This is a genomic window from Streptomyces sp. NPDC050704 (assembly GCF_040654355.1).
Lineage (GTDB): Bacteria > Actinomycetota > Actinomycetes > Streptomycetales > Streptomycetaceae > Streptomyces.
Map to the genome: position 1 here is coordinate 15,061 of NZ_JBFAHW010000024.1, position 21,140 is coordinate 36,200.

Below are 21,140 nucleotides of genomic sequence, written 5' to 3' on the forward strand. Positions count from 1 at the left end.
CCCCCATGTGTCACCCGGGAAGGCCATGTCCGGCCGGCTCACCGCTTGCGGCGGCGCTTGGCCTTGGACCTGCTGGGCCGGGTGCCGCCGCGCGCGGGTTTGCGGTCGGTGACGGTCTCCGCCGGGGGCGCCGGGACCGCGTCGGCCGGGACGAACTCGCCCTCGACGACGCCCTCCGCCGTGTCCAGGGTGGGGGCGCTGAAGTGCAGGCCGTCGGTGCGGCGGCCCGGTGCGAGGTCCTCCTGGCCGCCGGTGCCCCGGCCGGCGGCGTCCAGGTTGAAGACGTAGCCGACGGATTCCTCCTTGATGGCGTCGTTCATCGCGACGAACATGTCGTAGCCCTCGCGCTCGTACTCGATGATCGGCTCGCGGCCGAGGGTCCAGCGCAGGCCGATGCCGTCGCGGAGGTAGTCCATCTCGTAGAGGTGCTCGCGCCACTTGCGGTCCAGGACCGAGAGGACGACGAGGCGCTCCAGGTCGCGCAGGGCGTCCGCGCCGAGTTCGGTCTCGCGCTCCTCGTAGCGGGCGTGGATGTCGTCGGTGACGGCGTCGATCAGGTCCTCGGCGGTCAGGGCGGCGCGCTCGCCCGCGGCGTCCTCCAGGTCCTCGATGGTGGCCTGGACCGGGTAGAGCTGTTTGAAGGCGCCCCACAGCCGCTCCAGGTTCCACTCCTCGGGGAAGCCCTCGGCGGTCTCCTCGGTGACGTACGCGCGGATCGTGTCGTCCATGAAGTGCAGGATCTGTTCGCGCAGGTCCTCGCCGTCCAGGACGCGGCGGCGTTCCGCGTAGATGAGGGTGCGCTGCCGGTTGAGTACCTCGTCGAACTTCAGTACGTCCTTGCGGGACTCGAAGTGCTGCTGCTCCAGCTGGGACTGGGCGGAGGCGATGGCGCGGGTGACCATCTTGTTCTCGATGGGGACGTCGTCGGGGACGTTCGCCATCGACATCACGCGCTCGACGACCTGGGCGCGGAACAGCCGCATCAGGTCGTCTTCGAGGGAGAGGTAGAAGCGGGAGGCGCCGGGGTCGCCCTGGCGGCCGGAGCGGCCGCGCAGCTGGTTGTCGATGCGGCGTGACTCGTGCCGCTCGGTGCCGAGCACGTACAGGCCGCCGAGTGCCACCACCTCGTCGTGCTCGGCCGCGACGGACTCGGTGATCCGGTCGAGCGCCGCCCGGTGCTTGTCCGGGTTCTCCTCCGGGGTGAGGCCCCGCCCGGCCAGTTCCGCGAGCGCCATGGCCTCCGGGTTGCCGCCGAGCATGATGTCGGTGCCGCGTCCTGCCATGTTGGTGGCCACGGTGACCGCGCCCCTGCGCCCGGCCTGGGCCACGATCTGCGCCTCGCGCTCGTGGTTCTTGGCGTTGAGCACCTCGTGCCGGATGCCCCGCTTCTTCAGCCGCGCGGCGAGGATCTCGGACTTCTCGACGGAGGTGGTGCCGACGAGGACCGGCTGGCCGTTCTCGTGCTTCTCCGCGATGTCGTCCAGGATCGCCGTGTACTTGGCCTCCACGCTCCGGTAGATCTGGTCGGGGTCGTCCGCGCGGGCCATCGGCCGGTTGGTCGGGATCGGCACCACGTGCAGTTTGTAGATCTGGTGGAACTCGGCCGCCTCGGTCATGGCGGTGCCTGTCATCCCGGCGAGCTTCTCGTACAGCCGGAAGAAGTTCTGCAGGGTGATCGTGGCGAGCGTCTGGTTCTCGTCCTTGACCGTCACCGCCTCCTTCGCCTCGATGGCCTGGTGCAGCCCCTCGTTGTAGCGGCGGCCGGCGAGGATGCGGCCGGTGTGCTCGTCGACGATGAGGACCTCGCCGTTCACGACGACGTAGTCCTTGTCCTTCTTGAAGTGCTCCTTGGCCTTGAGGGCGTTGTTCAGGTGCCCGATGAGCGGTGTGTGGTCGGACTCGTAGAGGCTGTCGATGCCGAGCTGGTCCTGGAGGAACTCCACTCCGCGGTCCAGGATCGCCACGGTGCGCTTCTTCGGGTCGTACTCGTAGTCGTGGGTGGCCCGCAGTCCGGCGAGGCGGTCCTTGTCGGCCGGGGTGGTGAAGTTCTCGTCCTGGACGGCGACGCCCCGCATCCGGGTGACCATCCTGGCGAACGCCTCGTACCAGTGCGTGGGCTGGTCGGCGGGGCCGGAGATGATCAGCGGGGTGCGCGCCTCGTCGATGAGGATCGAGTCGGCCTCGTCGACGATCGCGAAGTGGTGGCCGCGCTGCACGAGTTCGTCCTTCGACCAGGCCATGTTGTCGCGGAGGTAGTCGAAGCCGAACTCGGTGTTGGTGCCGTACGTGATGTCGCGGGCGTACTGCTCGCGCCGCTCGGCCGGGGTCGACTGGGACTTGATGACGCCGACGGTCAGGCCGAGGAAGCGGTAGGCGCGGCCCATCCACTCGGCGTCGCGCTGGGCGAGGTAGTCGTTGACCGTGACGAGGTGGACTCCCTTGCCGGTCAGGGCGTTCAGGTAGACGGGCAGGGTCGCGACCAGGGTCTTGCCCTCGCCGGTCTGCATCTCGGCGATGTTGCCGAGGTGGAGTGCCGCGCCGCCCATGATCTGTACGTCGAAGTGGCGCATCCCGAGCGTGCGGCGGGCGGCCTCGCGCATGGCGGCGAAGGCCTCCGGCAGCAGGTCGTCGAGGCTCTCGCCCTCCTCGTACCGCTCCTTGAACTCCGGGGTGAGGGCCTGGAGCTCCTCGTCGGTCAGCGCCTTGAAGTCCTCCTCGACGGAGTTGACCTGTTCGGCGATACGCTCCAGCCTGCGCAGAATTCTTCCCTCGCCGGCCCGCATGATCCTGCCGGTGATGCGTTCCATAGCGGCCACGGAAATTCCCCCTCGGCCCGGTAGGGCTAAAGCACGTCCTCAAGCATCCGTATCCGGCGATTGGCCCGCTGGAGGATGTGGACGCCTTGCTGATTCGCTTTGATCACCTCGCGCAGTACGGGGTTCTCGACCGCATCGAGCGCACCGCGGAAAAGCTGCTGGATGACGGGCCGTTCGCCCGGCCGCCCCGCGTCGAGCAGGGTGTCGACGTCCCGGAGGTCGAGTCTCCGTGCCCGTACGGGATCGAAGGAGGCCACGGTGGGCTTCGGCGCCTCGTCGACCAGGGCGAGCGCGCAGTCGTTCAGCAGCACGGCGAGCGCGTCCCGATGGGGCCCGAAGGTCTCCGGCGCACTCTGGCGAAGTTTCTCCGCCAGTGGCAGAACCTCATCGCGCACCGTCCGCAACGCCTGTACCAATTCCGTCTCGTTCAGCCGGCCCCATGCCTCGCTTCGGGCACGGGTCAGCTGGACGGAAACTCCTTGACTGTATTCTTCCCCGACCCCGTGGCGCATCCACTGTCCCCGTTCGCCATTCCACTCATTGTCGACGCATGATTTCGATGCGGCAAGCAGCTGAATGACGCCGGGGACAGCAGTGCGTTTCTGGGGAAAAGGTCAACGAATGGGGCGGTGGACGTTTTCCCTCGCGGACGGGCCCGGAGTCGCGTCGGCGATCCAGGGCCCTTCTCCGGACGGGTCGACGATGCCCTCCTCCAGCCAGGTGTACGTGCCGGACAGGACGCCCTTGACCACCTTGCGGTCGAGGTCGTCGGTGTTGGACCACAGGCGGCCGAAGAGCTCCTCGACACGGATGCGGGACTGCCGGCAGAAGGCGTCGGCGAGCTGGTACGCCTCGCGGCCGTGGTCCTCGGTGGTGCGCAGGAGTTCCGCGCGGACGCAGGCCGCGCTCATCGCGAACAGTTCGGCGCCGATGTCGACGATCCGGCCGAGGAAGCCCTGCTTGGTCTCCATCCGGCCCTGCCAGCGGGACATGGCGTAGAAGGTGGACCGGGCCAGCTTGCGGGCCGACCGCTCCGCGTAACGGAGGTGGCCGGACAGGTCGACGTGGCCCGCCGGGTGGAATTCCCCGTACGAGCGCGGGAGTTGACCGGCGCCCGTCACCAGCTTGGGCAGCCACTTGGCGTAGAAGACGCCGGCGTTGGCGCCCGCCTTCGCCTTGTCCTGGAGGGACTTCTCCGGGTCGATGAGGTCGCCGGCGACGGAGAGGTGGGCGTCGACCGCCTCGCGGGCGATCAGCAGGTGCATGATCTCGGTCGAGCCCTCGAAGATGCGGTTGATGCGCAGATCGCGCAGCACCTGCTCGGCGGGGACGGCCCGTTCGCCGCGGGCGGCGAGCGACTCGGCGGTCTCGAAGCCTCGGCCGCCGCGGATCTGGACCAGCTCGTCGGCCATCAGGCAGGCCATCTCGGAGCCGAACAGCTTGGCGAGGGCCGCCTCGATGCGGATGTCGTTGCGGTCCTCGTCGGCCATCTGCGAGGACAGGTCGAGGACGGCCTCCAGGGCGAAGGTCGTCGCCGCGATGAAGGAGATCTTCGCGCCCACGGCCTCGTGGAAGGCGACCGGCTTGCCCCACTGCTCGCGGGCGGCCGACCACTCGCGGGCGATCTTCAGACACCACTTGCCCGCACCGACGCACATGGCGGGCAGCGAGAGCCGCCCGGTGTTGAGCGTGGTGAGGGCGATCTTGAGCCCGGCGCCCTCGGCGCCGATGCGGTTCGCGGCCGGGACGCGGACCTGGTGGAAGCGCGTCACGCCGTTCTCCAGGCCGCGCAGCCCCATGAAGGCGTTGCGGTTCTCGACCGTGACGCCCTCCGAGGCGGCCTCCACGACGAAGGCGGTGATGCCGCCCTTGTGGCCCTCGGATTTCGGCACCCGCGCCATCACGACCAGGAGGTCCGCGACGACGCCGTTGGTCGTCCAGAGCTTCACCCCGTCGACGACGTACGAGTCCCCGTCCGGGACCGCCGTGGTGGCGAGCCGCGCCGGGTCGGAGCCCACGTCCGGCTCGGTGAGCAGGAAGGCCGAGATGTCGGTACGGGCGCAGCGCGGCAGGAAGACGTCCTTCTGCTCCTGCGTGCCGAAGAGTTTCAGCGGCTGCGGTACGCCGATCGACTGGTGCGCGGAGAGCAGCGCGCCGATGGCCGGGCTCGCCGAGCCGACCAGGGCGAGCGCCTTGTTGTAGTACACCTGCGTCAGACCGAGGCCGCCGTACTTGGTGTCGATCTTCATGCCGAAGGCGCCGAGTTCCTTGAGCCCGTTGATCGTCTCGTCGGGGATCCGCGCCTCGCGCTCGATCCGGGCCGAGTCGATCTTCGTCTCGCAGAAGTCGTGCAGTTTGGCGAGGAACTCCTCACCGCGCTGCGCGTGCTCGTCGGCGGGCATCGGGTGCGGGTGGATCAGATCGAGCCGGAAGCGGCCGAGGAACAGCTCCTTGGCGAAGCTGGGCTTGCGCCAGTCCTGCTCCCGCGCGGCCTCGGCGACCTTTCGGGCCTCGCGTTCGGTGACAGCGGGCTGGTGGGGTGTTGCGGACAAGAGGCTCACCTCGCCGCGAATAGGGATCTTGGTCCGGTACGTTACCGACCGGTGCTACTCGATCGTATGTACCCGATTCCGGGCGACCCCACCAGTCCTCGCGCGACCGTTCGGCCGATGCGTTTACGTCGGTTCAGCCGATGTCGACCGAGTACGACCTGGTGTCGAGCCGCCCGGAACCGCGGAACACCTCGGTGCCCGACTCGATGCCCGAGACGAACTTGTCGTTGCTCAGCAGGTTCCGCCGTACGAGTGCCTGAGTGAAGTCGTCGAGGTTGAGGGTGGCCTTCGTGGTGTTGGCCTGCCGGACGAAGGAGTGCACCTTCCAGCCGATGTCGCCCTCGTAGAGATCCCACATGGCGCCACCGAGACTGACGCTGCCGACCTTCGAGCCGAGCGGGCCCGCGCCGCCCTGCCGGTTGAGCCACACCATGATCTCGTCGGTGGGCTGGTCCTGCCAGTCGGCGGTGTTCTTGCTGTGCAGCCACAGGTCGTACGCGACGTTCATGGTGCCCGGGTTCGAGCTGACGGCGAACTCCCAGCTGGTCCTGACCGGCTTGCGGTCGCCGACCCGGACGGGCAGCTCGGTGGCCGCCTTGTCGACCTTCCAGCCCCAGTGCCAGCCGAGCACCGAGCTGGAGTAGGACTTGACGGCGTTCTCCTTGCCGGGCTTGCTCGTCCAGGTGTAGTCCGTGCCCCAGGCGATGGTGTCGCCGTTGCGCGAGGTGTCCCAGACGCACTGGGTGCCGGTGCCGTCGTCCTGGCCCCAGAGGTTGTTGTTGACGTAGTACTTGCCCATCGTGACCGTGTCGAAGGCCCCGCACTTCTTGGCCTCCTCGCCTGCCATCGCGACGGTGACGGACGCGCCGGCCGCGAGGGCGGCGACGGCCGCGGTGGCGATCTTCGCCCGGCGGGAGAGACGGGGGCGTCTGTGCTGCATGGGGGGTCCTTCCAGGGACGGGCACTTACGTTCCCCAGTCGCCGCCGCCCTTCGGAAGGTTGCCGTGGAGCTCGCCGGGCGTTCACCGGAAACGCTCAGCACCGGGCGAGCGCTCAGCGCAGCGGAAACGCTCTGAGGGACGTCCCGCGCAGGACGTACAACCGATCGTCGTCGGCGAGCAGTTGCAGGGACGAACCGCCGGCGCTCTCCACGGACTTGAGGGTCCACGCGGTTTTGTGGGTGCGGCGGTCGATCGCGACGGCATCCGTGCCGAGTTCGTACGGGGTCGGAAAGACCAGGTCTCCGGCGAGCAGGGGCGGGCGGGCCGGGGGTGATTCGAGGAGCACCGTGGACTGCCATCGCCAGCGCTGCTTTCGCCGGTCGCGCTCGACGGCCCAGAGCTCCCGTCCCAGCAGTGTGAAATAGAGGGTCGCGCCGTCGATCGCGGCCTCGCCCCACAGCACTCGCCCGGCGAGATCGTCTCCCGTCTCCTCGGGGTCGAAGCTCCAGCGTGTGCGGCCGGTGCGCAGGTCGAGGCAGAGCATGCCCCGGCCGGAGACGACGACGGTGTCGTCGGAGACGGCCACCGCGCGCTGGGTCGCGCCATCGTGGTCGATGATCTCAACGGCCTCCAGGCTCAGCACCCGCCGCCACACCTGCTCGCCGTCGGCGGCGCGGTACGCGGTGACCGCGTCGTTGTCGAGCAGGACGAACAGACCGCGCGCGGCGCCCGCGGCGGCCGTCCTCGCCCTGGCCCGGGTGAGCTTCTTTCGCCAGAGCACGCGGCGCGCCTCGATGTCGTAGGCGACCAGGAGGCGGTCGGTGTCCTCGCGTTCGTCCCGGAAGGTCGAGCCGGGCGCGTGGCCCACGACGTAGACGGTGCTGCCGTCGACCGCGCACACCGGCCGGCTGATCAGGGCGAGGTTCAGACCGAGTGGCGCGGTCTGCCAGCTGCGGCCGTCCGAGGGCTGCACGACCGCCAGCCGTCCGCTGTCGTCCCGGGTGGCGAGCACGACGGCCCCGGCGCAGAGCGTGAGGTAGGAGCCCATCTCGCCGCCGGCGCTCCAGAGCGGGGTGCCGCGGCGGGCGTCGACACCGTGCAGCCGGCCCTCGTCGCCCGGGACGACCAGGACGCCGTCGGTGAGCACGGCGCGTTTGCCGAGCTTCTCGAAATTGCCGCCGTGCTCCCACACGGGGTTGGGGGTGCCGTCGGACGCCGCCCGGGTGGCCGTCGGCGTGGGGCGGGGGCCGGCCTTCGCCGCCGGGGCGCTGCCGTCGTCGCGCGAGGTCAGCCACCAGGCCGTGCCCGCGACCCCGGCCACGGCCGCCGCGGCGCCCGCGGTGAGCAGGCCCCGGCGGGTGGCGCGGACCGGGTGTGCGGGCCGCTCGGCCGTGGCGCGGGGCGGTGGAGGGTCGCCCACGCGGGCGGTGCGGACCGCGATGTCCCCGAGGACCGCCGGCGGCAGCAGCCCGGCGAACGCGCCGCCGCCGGTCCGCCGGGCCCCGGCCGGTGCCGCCCGGCCGGCCAGGGCCGCGGCGTCGGGCCGGGCGACCGGGTCCTTGGCCAGGCAGTCGGTGAGCAGCGGGCGCAGGGACGGCGGTACGTCGGTGAGGTCCGGCTCCTGGTGGGCGACCCGGTAGAGGACCTCGCCCGGTTCGCCCTCGCCGAACGGCGGACGCCCACAGGCCGCGAAGCACAGGACCGCGCCGAGCGAGAACACGTCACCGGGCGGGCCGGGGTCCGCGCCGCCGCTCTGCTCGGGAGCCATGTAGGCGGGTGTGCCGAGCAACTCGCCGGTGGCGGTGAGGTGTTCGGACCCGGTGGCGTGCGCGAGGCCGGCATCGACGACGTACGGCCCGTCGGCGGCGAGCAGGATGTTCGACGGCTTGAGGTCCCGGTGGACGTACCCCTCGCCGTGCAGGGTGCGCAGCGCGTCGGCGAGCTGCCGGGCCAGGGCGCGTACGGACTGCTCGGGCCAGGGCCCGTGTTCGGTGACCGCCTCGGCGAGCGAGGGCCCGACGACGTACTCCGTGGCGAACCACGGCCGCTCCCCCCGCGTGCCCGCGGCGAAAAAGCCGGGGAAGTGCGGGTGCGTGCCGAGCCGGGCGACGGCCTCGATCTCCCGGGCGAACCGGGCATGCGACGGGACGTCGGACTGGTCCTGGGCCGCCAGGTCGGCACGCAGCAGCTTCAGGGCGACGGTGCGTCCGGTCGGCGTCCGGGCGAGGTAGACGGTGCCCATGGCGCCGGAACCGACGCGGGCGAGCAGGCGGTGGCCGCCGACCTCGGCCGGATCGTCGGCGTTCAGACCCAGCAGCGGTTGCATACGTCTCACCTCACCGGGAGTGCGTACACGGAGGACTGGTTCACGACCAGGACACGGCCGCCGGGCATGCGGTGAACCCGGTAGAGGTCCTCGGCGGACTGCCCCGCCTGGAAGGACCACAGAGCCGTGCCGTTGCGCGGATCGAGGGCCACCACGCCCGCCGCCCGGCCGGCCACCAGCAGGGTGCGGCGGGAGTCGCTGAGGGTCAGTCCCGGGGCGAGCCGGACGTGGTCGCCGGGCGGATCGGGGAGCAGTCGTACGCGCCACAGCTCACGGCCCCGGACCGGGTCGACGGCGTACACGGTGCGGTCCTGGTCACTGGTGAGGGCGACCTTGCCCAGTCCCGCGATCTCCGTCGTGGAGGGGGTGTTGATCAGTGACTCCTCGGTGCGCGAGGCGTCGTCGTTGAGGTTGAGCCGCCACAGCGGTTCGTCCTGGTCGAGGCGGGCGGCGGTGAGGTGGCCGTCACCCGTGGCGTAGACGAGTCGCGTGACCGGGTCCACGGCCATCCGGTGGCCCCTGGATATCCAGTGGTGGGCCACGCCGGTGCCCGCCCTGCCCCGGTCGAGGTCGACGGGGATCACATGGGCTGTGCCGTCACGGGCGGCGAGCGCGAACCCGCGGCCGTCCCGCACGTCGAAGCCGAGGCCGTCGCTCTTGGAGACCGGGATGTGCAGCCGCCAGCGCTCGGTCCGCTTGCGGTAGTCGAAGGCGATGACGTGCTCGCCCGGATCGGCTCCCCGGGGCGCCGTGGTGAGCGCCGCCTGGTAGAGCACGAAGCCTCGGCGTCTGTCGAAGGCGAGCATCCGCCGGAAGGAGAGTGCCGGGGCGATGCCCATGTCCTCGGACCACAGACGCGTGCCGTCCTCGGTGCTCACCGCGACGAAGTCGGTGCCGCGCGCGACGACGAAGGTGCCGGGCGCGCCGGGGATGAGCGAGTGGTTCGGCGCGTTGGTGAGGTGGACGTCCTCCTGGTCGGCGCGCCACAGCACACGGCCGTCGGACAGGCGCAGCGCGGTCAGTTCCTCGGACTCGGCCAGCAGAGCGGCCTTGCCTTCGCGGATGGCCCACACCGTCGAGTTCGCGTAGCTCAGACCACTGTGCCGGGCGTCGTAGCGCCACAGAGCGGACGGTGCGATGCCCTCCGGGACACGGGCGCGGGTCGCGGTGGGCCGGGTGCGGGTGCCCGAGTCCCGGCCTGGCATCGTGAACGCGGCGACACCGCCGGCCCCCGCGAGCAGCCCGGCCCCGGCGGCGACCAGCACGGCCCGGCGGCCCGGCCGCCGCCCCTCCGCCGGGCGAGGCCCTGGCTGCCCGCCCGGCCCGCCCTGCCCGGCATCGGTGGCGCCCTCGGCCGCCAGGGCGCGCTCGGCCTGCCGGGCCAGCGCGGTGACCAGCCGGGCGGGTAAGGGGAACGGGGCTGTGGCGCCCGGGAGTTGAGGATCGTCCGCTGCGTCCGGTGGCGCCGGGTCCGGTGGTGGTGCATCCGGTGACGGTGCATCCGGTGGTGGTGCGCCCGCGGGTGAGACCTGGGCGAGTACGGAGTCCAGGGCCGCCAGATCCTCCCGCGGACTCCCCTGCCGTGGCCGGGGAGGTGCGAGGCGGGGGCCGTCGGCGCAGATCAGTACCGCGTCCGCGGTGACCGCGCCGTGGCAGACACCCTGGGCGTGCAGTCGGCCGAGCGCGCCGCTGAGCACGGCACGGATCGCGCGGAGCGTCGCGTCCGGGAGGCCGCCGTACATGAGGGCGCCGACCTCGGCGAGGGTGAGGGCGGGGACGTACGGGAAGGCGAGCCAGGCGGGTCCCGGCGGGACTGCGGGAGGGTCGTCTGGAAGGACCGCGGGAGGGCCGTCGGGAGAGACAGCGGGAGGGTCGGCGGGAAAGATAGCGCGAGGGTCGGCGGGAAAGACGGCAGGCGTGGCCTCCCGGTGCCGGTCCCGCTTCTCGGCACGCTTCTCGTTTCGCCTCTTGGCGCGGGACAGCAGGAGAGTGCGTCGGCTCGCGGTTGCCGGTCCCGGAGCGGGGCCAGGGCCGGGCGCGGCACCGGTGCTGGAGCCGGGGCCGGGGCCGGGGCCGGTGCTGGAGCCGGGGCTGGAGCCGGAGCCAGTGCCGGGGCCGGGGCCAGTGCCTGAGCCGATGCCGGGGCCGGGGCCGGGGCCGGGGCCGGGGCCGGGGCCGGGGCCGATGCCTGAGCCAGTGCCGTCGTGTAGCAGTGTGGGCAGGCCGGGGCCCGCAGCCGCGCGCAGTGCCTCGGCTACGGCTGCGGAGTCCGTCGGCGTGCCGGACGTGAGCAGGACGATCTCGGCGAGCCCGTCGTCGGGGCCGCGCGCCAGCAGTCGCCGCTCCCCGCCCACCGCCGTGAGCCGGGCCAGCGGCCGGTACGGGCCCAGCACCGGCGGGTCATCGGCGCGCAGCCTGTCCATACGAACCCCCGTTCGTCCCCAGTCGGCCAGAGTAAGCCCGGAACGTCCGGTTCATGAGTCCCTTGTGAGACGGCGGTTGCGGACGGCGGTTCAGCGGGCGATCCAGCGGGCGATTCAGAAGACGGGAAGCGCGCGCAGCGTCGTGCGGCGGGCCACGAACACCCGCCCCGCCGCACCCGCGAGGCGCCAACCGGCCTGGTCCACATCGTCGTTGAAGGTCCACAGCAGCCGACCGGTACGGATGTCGGCCGTGTAGACGCCCAGGTCCTGCAGCCGCTCGTGGGCGGGGCCGGTACGTCGCCCGAGTGCGCCGTACAGCGCGTTGCCGAGGACGACGCCGGGGCGCACGGGTTCGGCGCCGAAATCGAACGGGACCGACCAGCGGGGGTCGCCGTTTCCGGCGTCCCGGCAGGTGAGCTCGTCCTTGCGGACCGTGTACAGCCGGGCCGCGTAGACCCGACCGTCCGCGACGGTGGGCGCGCCCCAGAAGGAGTCCTCGGCCGGGACCGACCAGCGCTCGCCACCGCCGCGCGCGTCGAGCAGGGCGAGGGTGTCGCCGCCGACGCAGAAGCCGTCGCGCACCGGGGCGGGCGTCAGCCCGGCCGACGGCAGGACATGCCGTGGGCGTCCGATGTCCCGCTCCCAGCGGACGGCGCCGCTCTCCGTGTCGAGGACGAGCGTTCCACCGTCCCGGGCGACGGCCATCAGCCGGTCGCCCGCCGCCGCGCCGGACACGGCGCCCGTGGAGCCGAGGGCGCGGCGGGCCGTCCAGCGCTCGGCGCCGTCCGCCCGTGCGAGGGCCTTCACCCGACGGTCGCCGTCGAGCACGTAGACGTGCGCGGCGTCGAGGGCGAGCGCCTGCTCCGCGTCGGCGCGCACGCTCCACAGCCGGGCCCCGCGACGCGCGTCCAGCGCGGTGAGCCGGCCGTCCGCCGTGACCACCAGGACGGTACGGCCCGCCACCAGGAGCGGCCCGGCGCGGTCCGGCGCCGCCCCGCCCGCCCAGGTCCAGGCCCGTGCGCCGGTGTGCTGCGCGAACGCGGCGAGCCCGTCGCCCGTGCCCACGACGACGACACGGTCCGCGGTGACCGGACCCGGTCCCGACTCGCTCAACTGCCCTGCCGTCCAGAACGGTTGGGGAACCGTGCCCGCCGTGGGCCGGGCCAGCGGCTCGGCGACGGGAACACCGTCCGCGGTGACCGGCGCCGCCCCGCCGCCCGGGTCCCGGTCCCGCGACAGCCACCAGCCAGTGGCGCCTCCCCCGCCCGCGACGACCGCTCCCGCCCCCGCCGCGAACACGGCGCGCCGCGAGAGACCACCCTCCGCCTTCAGCAGCGCGGCGGCCTCGTCCGTTCGCCGGGCGATCTCGTCGGCGAGAGGGCCATGCCGCCAGGGGGGCGCGGAGGCCGAGGAGGAGCCAGTGAGCCGCCGCCCGGCGCGCGGGGGCCTGGCCGCGGTCCGCGCCGCACCCTCCCCCACCAGAGCACGGGCCAGCTCCCCCGGGGTCGGCCGCCTCGCCGGATCCTTCTCCAGACAGGCCCGCACCACCGGCACCAGCGTCTCCGGTACGCCGTCCAGTGACGGCTCCTCGTGTACGACCCGGAAGCTCACCGCCGCGGGATGCCCCGACCCGAACGGGCCGCGCCCGGTGCAGGCGAAGGCCAGGACGGCGCCGAGGGCGAAGACGTCGGCGGGCGGGCCCGCCCGGCGACCTGTGACCTGTTCCGGGGGCGCGTAGCCGGGCGTCGCCGGGACCAGGCCCGGCTCGGTGAGGGTGAGGCCGTACTCGGGGCGGGCGATGCCGAAGTCGATGACGCACGGCCCGGCCCGGGTGAGCACGATGTTGGAGGGCTTGAGGTCACGGTGGACCAGGCCCGCGGCATGGATCTCCGCGACCGTCCGGGCCAGCTCGGCGCCCAGCGCCCTGGTCCCGTTCCCGTCGAGCACCCCGCAGGCCGCGACCGCCTGGTGCAGCGTGGGCCCCGCCAGATACGCGGCGGCGATCCACGGCACGGGACCGTCGAGGTCGTACCCGAGCACCCGGGCCACCCCCCGCCCGCGCACCGCCGCGGCCGCGTCGGCCTCCCGCCGAAACCGCCGCACCATGCCCTCGTCCGCGGCCAGCTCGACCCGCAACACCTTCACGGCAGCGACCCGCCCCCGCACATCCCGCCCCAGATACACGGCCCCCATACCGCCTTCACCCAGCAACGCGACAACGCGGTACGGCCCAATCCACTGCCCGGACCCACCGCCCCCGGCCCACGCCTCGCCGTCCCCCAACCCATGGCCCCCCACGGCCGCTCATGGTAGGCAGGAACTACCAGCTCGGAAAAGTGGCCGCAGGCCCTTTTCCAGGGGCGCGGGGAACTGCGCGACAAGCCCCCACGAACCCGCACTCGCCCAACCACCCGCACCCCCCACCCCCATGGGCGCCCGGCCAAACCGACGGAGTCGAAGCGCTTCGACAACCTATGGACACCCACCCGCCGTCAAGCTACTGTCGAGCCACCCCTCACTCGCCCCTTATCCGTACCGCGCACTGTCGAAGCGCTTGAACACAATGCTTGGAGAGCTGGATGGTCACCCTCGCCGAGGTCGCCCAGCACGCCGGAGTCTCGGCCAGCACGGTGAGCTATGTCCTCAGCGGCAAGCGGTCCATTTCCACGGGCACCCGGCAGCGGGTGGAGCAGAGCATCCAGGAGCTCGGATACCACCCCAACGCCGGCGCCCGGGCACTGGCGAGCAACAGGTCCAACATCATCGCGCTGATGATCCCGCTCCGCACGGACATGTACGTACCCGTGATGATGGAGATCGCCATCGCGGTGGCCACCGCGGCGCGCACCCACGGGTACGACGTGCTGCTGCTCACCGGCGAGGAGGGCCCCGACGCCGTGCGCCGGGTCACCGGCAGCGGGCTCGCCGACGCGATGATCCTGATGGACGTGGAACTCGACGACGAGCGGCTGCCGCTGCTGCGCGGCACCGACCAGCCGTCCGTGCTCATCGGACTGCCCGCCGACACCAGCGGTCTGACCTGCGTCGATCTCGACTTCGGCGCGACGGGCGCGCTGTGCACCGAGCATCTCGCGATGCTCGGTCACCGTGACATCGCTGTCATCGGCGAGGCGCCCGCGGTCTACGAGCGCCATACGGGCTTCGCCGAGCGCACGCTCGACGGACTCCGGTCGAGGGCACGGGAGTTGGGCCTGCGGGTGCTGCACCGCCCGTGCGAGGGCGGCTACGACGCCATGTCGCTGACGCTGGCCCGGGTCTTCGACGAGCGGCCGGGCACCACGGGCTTCGTCGTGCAGAACGAGTCGGCGGTCGAGCCGCTGCTCGCGCTGCTGCGCCAGCAGGGCCGGGCCGTTCCGGAGGACGTGTCGGTGATCGCGATCTGCCCGGACCAGGTCGCCACCCAGGCCTCGGTACGGCTGACCTCGGTCGCCATCCCCGCACAGGAGATGGGCCGGCATGCCGTCGAGCACCTGATCGCCAAGCTTGAGGGCCACGGCAAGGACGAAGTCGAGCTCCTCGCACCGGAGTTGACGGTACGGGCGAGCACGGGGCCGGCACCGGCCCCGGCCACTGCCTGAACCGACCGGCACCACCGGCGCTGCCACCACCGGCACCGCCCACGATCGGCACCCCGACTTCCGTACGAGACACGGGCGTTGGGGGCACCCCTAGCTGTCCCGGCCACTCAGAGCCGCGCCGGGTCCTGTCGCCACTCCTTCCCTCAGGAGCACCCCACGTGAATCAGCCTGCCGAAAACCAGCCCGGACAGTCCGGACAGCCCGGCCAGGGTTCCGTCACCCTCGCCCAGTCCTCCCCGACCATCGGCACGTTCCGCGAACGCGACGGCGCCCTGGAGTGGAGCGGCCGCCAGGAGACCGTACGCATCGAGCCGTGGGGCCCGGACGCGGTACGGGTCCGGGCGCGGCTCGGCGGACCTGTCGTGGAGGGCCTGCCGGGCGCGCTGCTCGACGAGGCGCCCGTCACCGAGTCCGCCGTCAAGATCGAGGACGGGCACGGGCAGTTGACCGTCGGCGCGCTGACCGTCGAGGTCAGCGCCGAGGGCCTGGTCCGCTTCGTCCGCACCGACGACGGCGGCGAACTCCTCACCGAGGAGCGCGCCCACTTCTGGTGGCCGGGACCGCGCCTCTACACCCCCGTCGGGAACGGCTACCACCGGCTGGAGCAGCGCTTCGCCGCGTACGAGGGCGAGAAGCTGTTCGGCCTCGGGCAGCACCAGCACGGGCTGCTCGACCAGAAGGGCGCCGTCCTCGATCTGGTGCAGCGCAACGCCGAGGTGACCATCCCGGTGCTCACCTCCAGCCGCGGCTACACCCTGCTGTGGAACAGCCCGGCCATCGGCCGTGTCGAGCTCGCGGGCAACGGCACGCGCTGGGTGGCGGACTCGGCCCGGCAGATCGACTACTGGATCACCGCCGGTCGGCCGGCCGACGCCCAGCGCCGCTACAGCGCGGCGACGGGCCGTACGCCGATGCTGCCCGAGTGGGCCGCGGGCTTCTGGCAGTGCAAGCTGCGCTACCGCACCCAGGACGAACTCCTCGCCGTGGCACGGGAGTACAAGCGCCGCGGCCTGCCGATCGACGCCATCGTCTGCGACTTCTTCCACTGGACTCACCTGGGCGAGTGGAAGTTCGACCCGGCGGAGTGGCCCGACCCTGCGGCCATGCAACAGGAGCTGACGGAACTCGGCATCAAGCTCGTCGTGTCCATCTGGCCGTCGGTGTCCCCGCTCTCCGAGAACCACCAACTCATGGAGCAGCGCGGCTACTTCATCGGTACGCAGTACGGCCCGATGGCGCACGCCGACTGGCCCGACAAGGAGGTCGCCTCCACGGTCCAGGTGGCCTTCTACGACGCCACGAACCCCGAGGCGCGCGACTTCATGTGGTCGCGTGTGAAGGACAACTACCTTGAGCCGTACGGGATCAAGGCCTTCTGGCTGGACGCCTGCGAGCCGGAGCTGAAGCCGGGCTTCCAGGAGAACCTGCGCTACTGGGCGGGCCCCGGTCTCGAAGTCGGCAACATGTACCCGCGCGAGAACTCCCGCGCCTTCTACGAGGGCATGCGGGCGGCCGGCGAGACCGAGATCGTCACCCTCAACCGCTCGGCGTGGGCGGGCAGTCAGCGCTACGGCGCCGCCCTGTGGTCCGGCGACATCGGCACCGACTTCGCGACCCTGCGCCGCCAGATAGCGGCCGGGCTCAACACCTCGCTCTCCGGCATCCCCTGGTGGAACACCGACATCGGCGGCTTCCACGGGGGCGACCCGGACGACCCGGCGTATCGCGAGGTGATGATCCGCTGGTTCCAGTTCGGCGCCCTGTCCCCGCTGATGCGCCTGCACGGCTTCCGCGACCCGGGCACGCCGCTCGGCCCGGAGATGACCGGCGGCCCGAACGAGGTCTGGTCGTACGGCGAGGAGGCCGGCGCGATCATGGAGGACTACCTGCGGCTGCGTGAGCGTCTGAAGCCGTACGTGCTGGACGTCATGCGGGAGGCCCACGAGGAGGGGCTGCCGGTCATGCGCCCGCTGTTCCTGGAGTTCCCCGAGGACCAGACGGCCTGGTCGGTGGACGACTCGTACCTCTTCGGCCCCGACCTCCTGGTCGCGCCGGTCCTGACGGCGGGCGCGACGGCCCGTACCGCCTACCTCCCGGCGGGCGCGCGCTGGACGGACGCGTGGACCGGCGAGACGTACGAGGGAGGCGCCGCCGTGACGGTCGACGCCCCCCTGAACCGCATCCCGCTGTTCCTTCGGGACGGAGCACAACTGCCGGTGGCGGAGTAGGTGGCTGACGGCGTGTGAGGGGGCGGCCGGTGCCCGTGAGGGTTCCGGCCGCCCCTCTGTCGACTGTCGGTGGGGCTACTTGGTTCCGAGGTAGTAACTCACCTGCGGCGGCTGGTTGTAGCCGGTGTTCTGCCAGCCCACGCCGAGCCGGTACACCGGGTCACTCATCAGCGTGGGAAGCCGGAAGTCGGTCGGATGCGGAGTCGAGTAGAGCCGCAGCGCAGTGGAGTCGGCGTTGCGCCACAGCATCTCCTCGCGCCAGTCGCCGAGCAGGTCGGCGGAGAGTGCCGGGCTGCCCTTGGTCCAGTTGTTGGACTTGGCGTCCTGGTCGAGCCAGATACGGGTGAGGTCGGTGGAGCCGGTGTACTTCAGGATCTGGCCGTAGCCGACACCCGCCGAGCCGGACCAGCGGTGGTCGAGGAGTTCACGGTTCGCGTCACCGTCCCACCAGATCGCCGAGTTGTACGAGGCTCCGCCGCCGAACGTGGGCACGCTGTCGCTGATCTTCGTACCCTTGGCCGTGTAGAGGCCGCCCCCGCTGGACCAGCACTCGGCGCCTGCGTGGTCGCGCGTCAGGTCCGCGCACAGGCCGCGGCCGACGTCCGTGCCGGTGCGCGAGCCCCAGAGGACCTGCCCGGTGCGCGCGTCGTGCATCTCGTAGCCGTAGGCGGAGTCGGTGTGCTCGTGGACGTTGAACGACTCCAGGCCGGGGCGGGCCGGGTCGAGGTCGCCGACGTGCAGGGCGTCGCCGTGACCGAGCTTGGTGGTCCACAGGCCGCTGCCGTTGTCGTCGACGGCCATGGCCCCGTAGAGGATCTCGTCCCGGCCGTCGGCGTCGACGTCGGCGACCGCGAGGTTGTGGTTGCCCTGCTGGTCGTAGCCCTTGCCGTAGTTCGTCGAGGAGTTGGTGTCGAACTTCCAGCCGCGGACGAGGTCCGTGCCGTTCCAGGTGTACGAGGCGATCGCGATGCGCTCGTAGATGCCGCGGCTGAACACCATGCTGGGCGTGGTGCCGTTGAGGTACGCGGTGGCGGACAGCAGCCGGCCCTCGCGGTTGCCCCAGGTGTCGCCCCAGTCGGCGACCGAGCCGCGGGCGGGTTCGAAGGGGACGGAGTCCATGACGCGGCCGGTCTGGCCGTTGAAGACCGACAGGTACTCGGCGCCGCTGATCACCGCGCAGTTGTCGGCGAGGTGGGAGGCGCTCGCGCTGCCGATGACGGTGCCCGCCGAGTCCCGCGAGCCGTCGGAGGTGCGGACGGCCATCTCCGCCTTGCCGTCGCCGTTGTAGTCGTAGACCTGGAAGGAGTCGTAGTGCGAGCCGCTGCGCACGTTCGTGCCGAGGTTGACCCGCCACAGCCGGGTGCCGCTCAGCTCGTACGCGTCGAAGACGGTCGGGCCCGTGCACGTACCGGAGTTGGCGACGTCGGTGGCGTTGGACGGGACCCACTTGAGGACAAGCTCGTACTGCCCGTCGCCGTCGAGGTCGCCCACGCTCGCGTCGTTCGCCGAGTAGGTGTAGGCCACGCCGTCACGGGTGGTGCCGCCCGGCGGCTTCTGCAGGGGGATGTCGCGGCGCCCGTCGGCCCACACCGACGCCGTGCCGCCCTTGGTCTCCGTCCCGTTGACGACGGCCCGGATCTCGTAGGTCGAGCTCGAACCACCGCCTGCGTCCAGGTAGTTGGTCTTCGCCGTCTCCTGGATGAGCGTGCTGCCGCGGTAGAGCCGGAACGTCACGCCCTCCGGGTCGTCGCCGAGCATGCGCCAGGTGACGAGGACGCCTCCACTCGCGGGGACCGCGACCAGGCCGCGGTCCAGTTTCTCGGCGACCCGGGCGGCGGCCAGCGCCGCGGTGGCCTTGTTGGCGGGTTCCGGGACGCCCTGTGCTGCGGCCTGCCGTACGGGCTGCGGTGCGGCGCCTGCCGTGTGCTGCAGTGTCAGCATCCCGCCGGTGCCTACGAGAAGCGCGGCGAGGCTTCCGGCGAGGAGCCTGCCGGGGCGTCGGAGACGGTGAGGGGGCGAAGTACGGCTCAATCTGATCATCAAGGCCTCGTCCGTGGGGAACGGTTGTCTTCTCGGGTCGCCGCCGGGCGGGGGGAGGTTGCCGGGTCGGCAGGATGGGAAGTCCTGTCAACTTCCGGGCACAACAAGCAAGTTCGCCGGGATGCGGTTAGCTGGGATGCGGTCCGCCGAGATGCAGTTCACTGAGATGCGCTCCCCCGTCCGCCGCCGTCTGCCGCCGCCTCCGAAAGGAACCCCACCTCCGTGTCCTCCACCCCCCTCGCCCTGTCCCTGGCCAACCTGCTGCTCCGGCCGGCGCTCGGCTCCCGGCGTACCCCCGACCGGGTCTTCGACCGGCTCGTCGCCGAGGCCGGTCAGGCGGACGGCGGGGACCAGCGGTTCGTCGACGACTTCCGGTTCCTGCTGCGTCACTGGGCCGAGGACGAGAGGCTCACCCCGGTCGGCTGGCTGGCCGCGCAGACGCACGTCCGCAGACATCTCACCAACCGGGCCCGGATCCGGCGGCTGATCGCCGAGCACCCCGAAATCGAGCGGGAGCCCATCGAGAAGCCGGTGTTCGTGGTGGGCCTGCCGCGCACCGCCACCACGCTCACCCACGGCGTGCTGTCGCTCTCGGACGAGCACCGCTGTCCCCTCCTGTGGGAACTGCTCACGCCCGACCTGGACGTACCGCCCGGGCGGCGGCGGAAGGCGGTCGCGCCCGCGCGACGGCTGGTCCAGGGCACCGAACTGCTCGCCCCGCGCTTCCAGGACATCCACCGCATGGTCGCCGAGGGCCCCGAGGAGTGCACCTTCGCGCTGCCGCACGCCATGATGCCGCTGTCCCAGGCCCGCATACCCGCGTACCAGGCCTGGCACTACGAGCGGGACTTCGTGCCCGACTACCGCCACCTCAAGCGGGTCTACCAGGTGCTCCAGTACGGCCGCCCGCGCCGCCGCTGGATGCTGAAGTCCCCCATGCACATCGAGAACCTCGACGCGCTGCGCACGGTCTTCCCCGACGCCACGATCGTGTGGACGCACCGCGACCCGGTCACCGTCATGGCGTCGTACTGCAGTCTGGTCGAGCACGGCATGAACATCAGCGTCCGCCCGCTGGACCTGCACGGCATCGGCGCCACCTGGCTCGAACTGCTGAGCCGCTCCATGACGCGCGGCCTCGCGGCCCGTGCCGCCATCCCCCGCGAGGCGCTGGTGGACGTCCCGTACTCCTGGCTCGGGTCCGACCCGGCCACCGGCGCACCGAAGCTCTACGAGTCCATCGGCGCCCGCTGGACCGACGCCGACGCGGCCCGGCTCCCCGCGGTCACGGCCCGCCCGAAGGGCACCCGCCCGCACGGCTACGACCTGTCCCGCTACGGACTGACCCGCGCCGACGTCGAGACGGCCTTCGCCGACTACAACGCGCTGCGGGCCGAGGTCGACCGGGCCTGACGGCCCGGCCCGGCGCCGCGTGGGGGTGCGGCGCCGGCCCGGGTCTGCGATCAACTACTGGAGACCGTCAGGTTGTTGGTCCTGAAGTCCAGACCGCCGGACGACGAGGTGATCTCGAAGCCGAACTGGACGTCGCCGATGGTCTCGTTACCCATCCAGCCCTTGGTGTCCTTGATCCACTTCAGGATCGGCAGGGCGTTGACGGTGCCGGAGTTGGAGTCCGAGGTGCGCAGGAACGAGAAGACCTCGTTGGCGCCGTTGCTGCCCTTGTAGACGTTCCAGGTGTGGCCGCCGAGGGTGACGCTGCCCTGCGAGCTGCCGATCGGACCGACGGCTCCGTTGTAGTTCACCCAGAGCATGATCTCGTAGTCGTAGTCCGTGTCCCAGATGTCGTACGAGGTGTTGTACGCGCCCGAGGACGGGACGGTGACGTTGTAGCTGCTGCTGAGCGAACCGAGCGAGGTGATGCTCTTGTTGATGACCTTCTTGGAGTTGGGGTAGGACTTGATGCCGCCGGTGTTGGGGTGGTTGGCGTTGACGCCCCAGTTGGTGCCGGAGTTGGCCCAGATGCACTGGCTGCCCGCGCCCGAGCCCCAGATGTTGTTGTAGAGGGTGTAGCCGTTGAGGCTGGTGTTGCCCCACTTGTCGCAGGAGTTCCAGACGGCCGCGTGGGCCGGTGCGGAGGCGAGGGCGACGGTGGCGCCGAGCGCGAGCGCGGGGGCCAGCAGTGCCTTGGTGATCCTGTTGAGCGTGCGTGTTGCCATGGTGTCCCTTCCATGGGTGGGGGGAAATGCGGGGGGAT

12 protein-coding genes are annotated in these 21,140 nt (G+C 71.7%); 3 read left to right on the plus strand and 9 right to left on the minus strand.

What is annotated here, in order from left to right:
- Nucleotides 1–38: 38 nt before the first annotated feature.
- The 7 genes from secA to AB0I18_RS16645 all read right to left on the minus strand — a co-directional run bounded on the left by secA (nucleotide 39) and on the right by AB0I18_RS16645 (nucleotide 13,356).
- Entirely contained in the window at nucleotides 39–2,807 is a 2,769-nt protein-coding gene (gene secA, locus AB0I18_RS16615; protein ID WP_363106195.1) for a preprotein translocase subunit SecA, read from the minus strand.
- Between the two features lie 35 nt (nucleotides 2,808–2,842).
- The gene (locus AB0I18_RS16620; RefSeq protein ID WP_363106196.1) at nucleotides 2,843–3,211 is read right to left on the minus strand and encodes a hypothetical protein; all 369 of its coding nucleotides are present in this window, start codon (nucleotides 3,209–3,211) and stop codon (nucleotides 2,843–2,845) included.
- Nucleotides 3,212–3,430: 219 nt separating this feature from the next.
- Entirely contained in the window at nucleotides 3,431–5,377 is a 1,947-nt protein-coding gene (locus AB0I18_RS16625) for an acyl-CoA dehydrogenase family protein (RefSeq protein WP_363106197.1), read from the minus strand.
- 124 nt (nucleotides 5,378–5,501) lie between these two features.
- The gene (locus AB0I18_RS16630; protein WP_363106198.1) at nucleotides 5,502–6,308 is read right to left on the minus strand and encodes an endo-1,4-beta-glucanase; all 807 of its coding nucleotides are present in this window, start codon (nucleotides 6,306–6,308) and stop codon (nucleotides 5,502–5,504) included.
- A gap of 113 nt (nucleotides 6,309–6,421) precedes the next feature.
- Nucleotides 6,422–8,635, minus strand: coding sequence for a protein kinase (locus AB0I18_RS16635; RefSeq protein WP_363106199.1), 2,214 nt, complete (start codon nucleotides 8,633–8,635; stop codon nucleotides 6,422–6,424).
- Between the two features lie 5 nt (nucleotides 8,636–8,640).
- Entirely contained in the window at nucleotides 8,641–11,058 is a 2,418-nt protein-coding gene (locus AB0I18_RS16640; protein WP_363106200.1) for a PQQ-binding-like beta-propeller repeat protein, read from the minus strand.
- Between the two features lie 114 nt (nucleotides 11,059–11,172).
- Nucleotides 11,173–13,356, minus strand: coding sequence for a serine/threonine-protein kinase (locus AB0I18_RS16645; protein WP_363106201.1), 2,184 nt, complete (start codon nucleotides 13,354–13,356; stop codon nucleotides 11,173–11,175).
- 281 nt (nucleotides 13,357–13,637) lie between these two features.
- Between AB0I18_RS16645 and AB0I18_RS16650 the strand changes: the two genes are divergently transcribed.
- Both AB0I18_RS16650 and AB0I18_RS16655 read left to right on the plus strand, forming a co-directional pair.
- The gene (locus AB0I18_RS16650; protein WP_363106202.1) at nucleotides 13,638–14,657 is read left to right on the plus strand and encodes a LacI family DNA-binding transcriptional regulator; all 1,020 of its coding nucleotides are present in this window, start codon (nucleotides 13,638–13,640) and stop codon (nucleotides 14,655–14,657) included.
- A 158-nt stretch (nucleotides 14,658–14,815) separates the two neighbouring features.
- Nucleotides 14,816–16,885, plus strand: coding sequence for a glycoside hydrolase family 31 protein (locus AB0I18_RS16655; protein ID WP_363106203.1), 2,070 nt, complete (start codon nucleotides 14,816–14,818; stop codon nucleotides 16,883–16,885).
- 75 nt (nucleotides 16,886–16,960) lie between these two features.
- On the opposite strand, the gene AB0I18_RS16660 is transcribed toward AB0I18_RS16655, so the two are convergent.
- The gene (locus AB0I18_RS16660) at nucleotides 16,961–18,826 is read right to left on the minus strand and encodes a rhamnogalacturonan lyase (protein WP_363106204.1); all 1,866 of its coding nucleotides are present in this window, start codon (nucleotides 18,824–18,826) and stop codon (nucleotides 16,961–16,963) included.
- Nucleotides 18,827–19,147: 321 nt separating this feature from the next.
- Here AB0I18_RS16660 and AB0I18_RS16665 point away from each other — a divergent pair, with 321 nt between their 5' ends.
- A complete protein-coding gene (locus tag AB0I18_RS16665) occupies nucleotides 19,148–20,338 on the plus strand; it encodes a sulfotransferase (RefSeq protein WP_363106205.1) in 1,191 nt (396 codons plus the stop codon).
- A gap of 50 nt (nucleotides 20,339–20,388) precedes the next feature.
- On the opposite strand, the gene AB0I18_RS16670 is transcribed toward AB0I18_RS16665, so the two are convergent.
- The gene (locus AB0I18_RS16670; RefSeq protein WP_363106206.1) at nucleotides 20,389–21,102 is read right to left on the minus strand and encodes a hypothetical protein; all 714 of its coding nucleotides are present in this window, start codon (nucleotides 21,100–21,102) and stop codon (nucleotides 20,389–20,391) included.
- Nucleotides 21,103–21,140 lie beyond the last annotated feature (38 nt).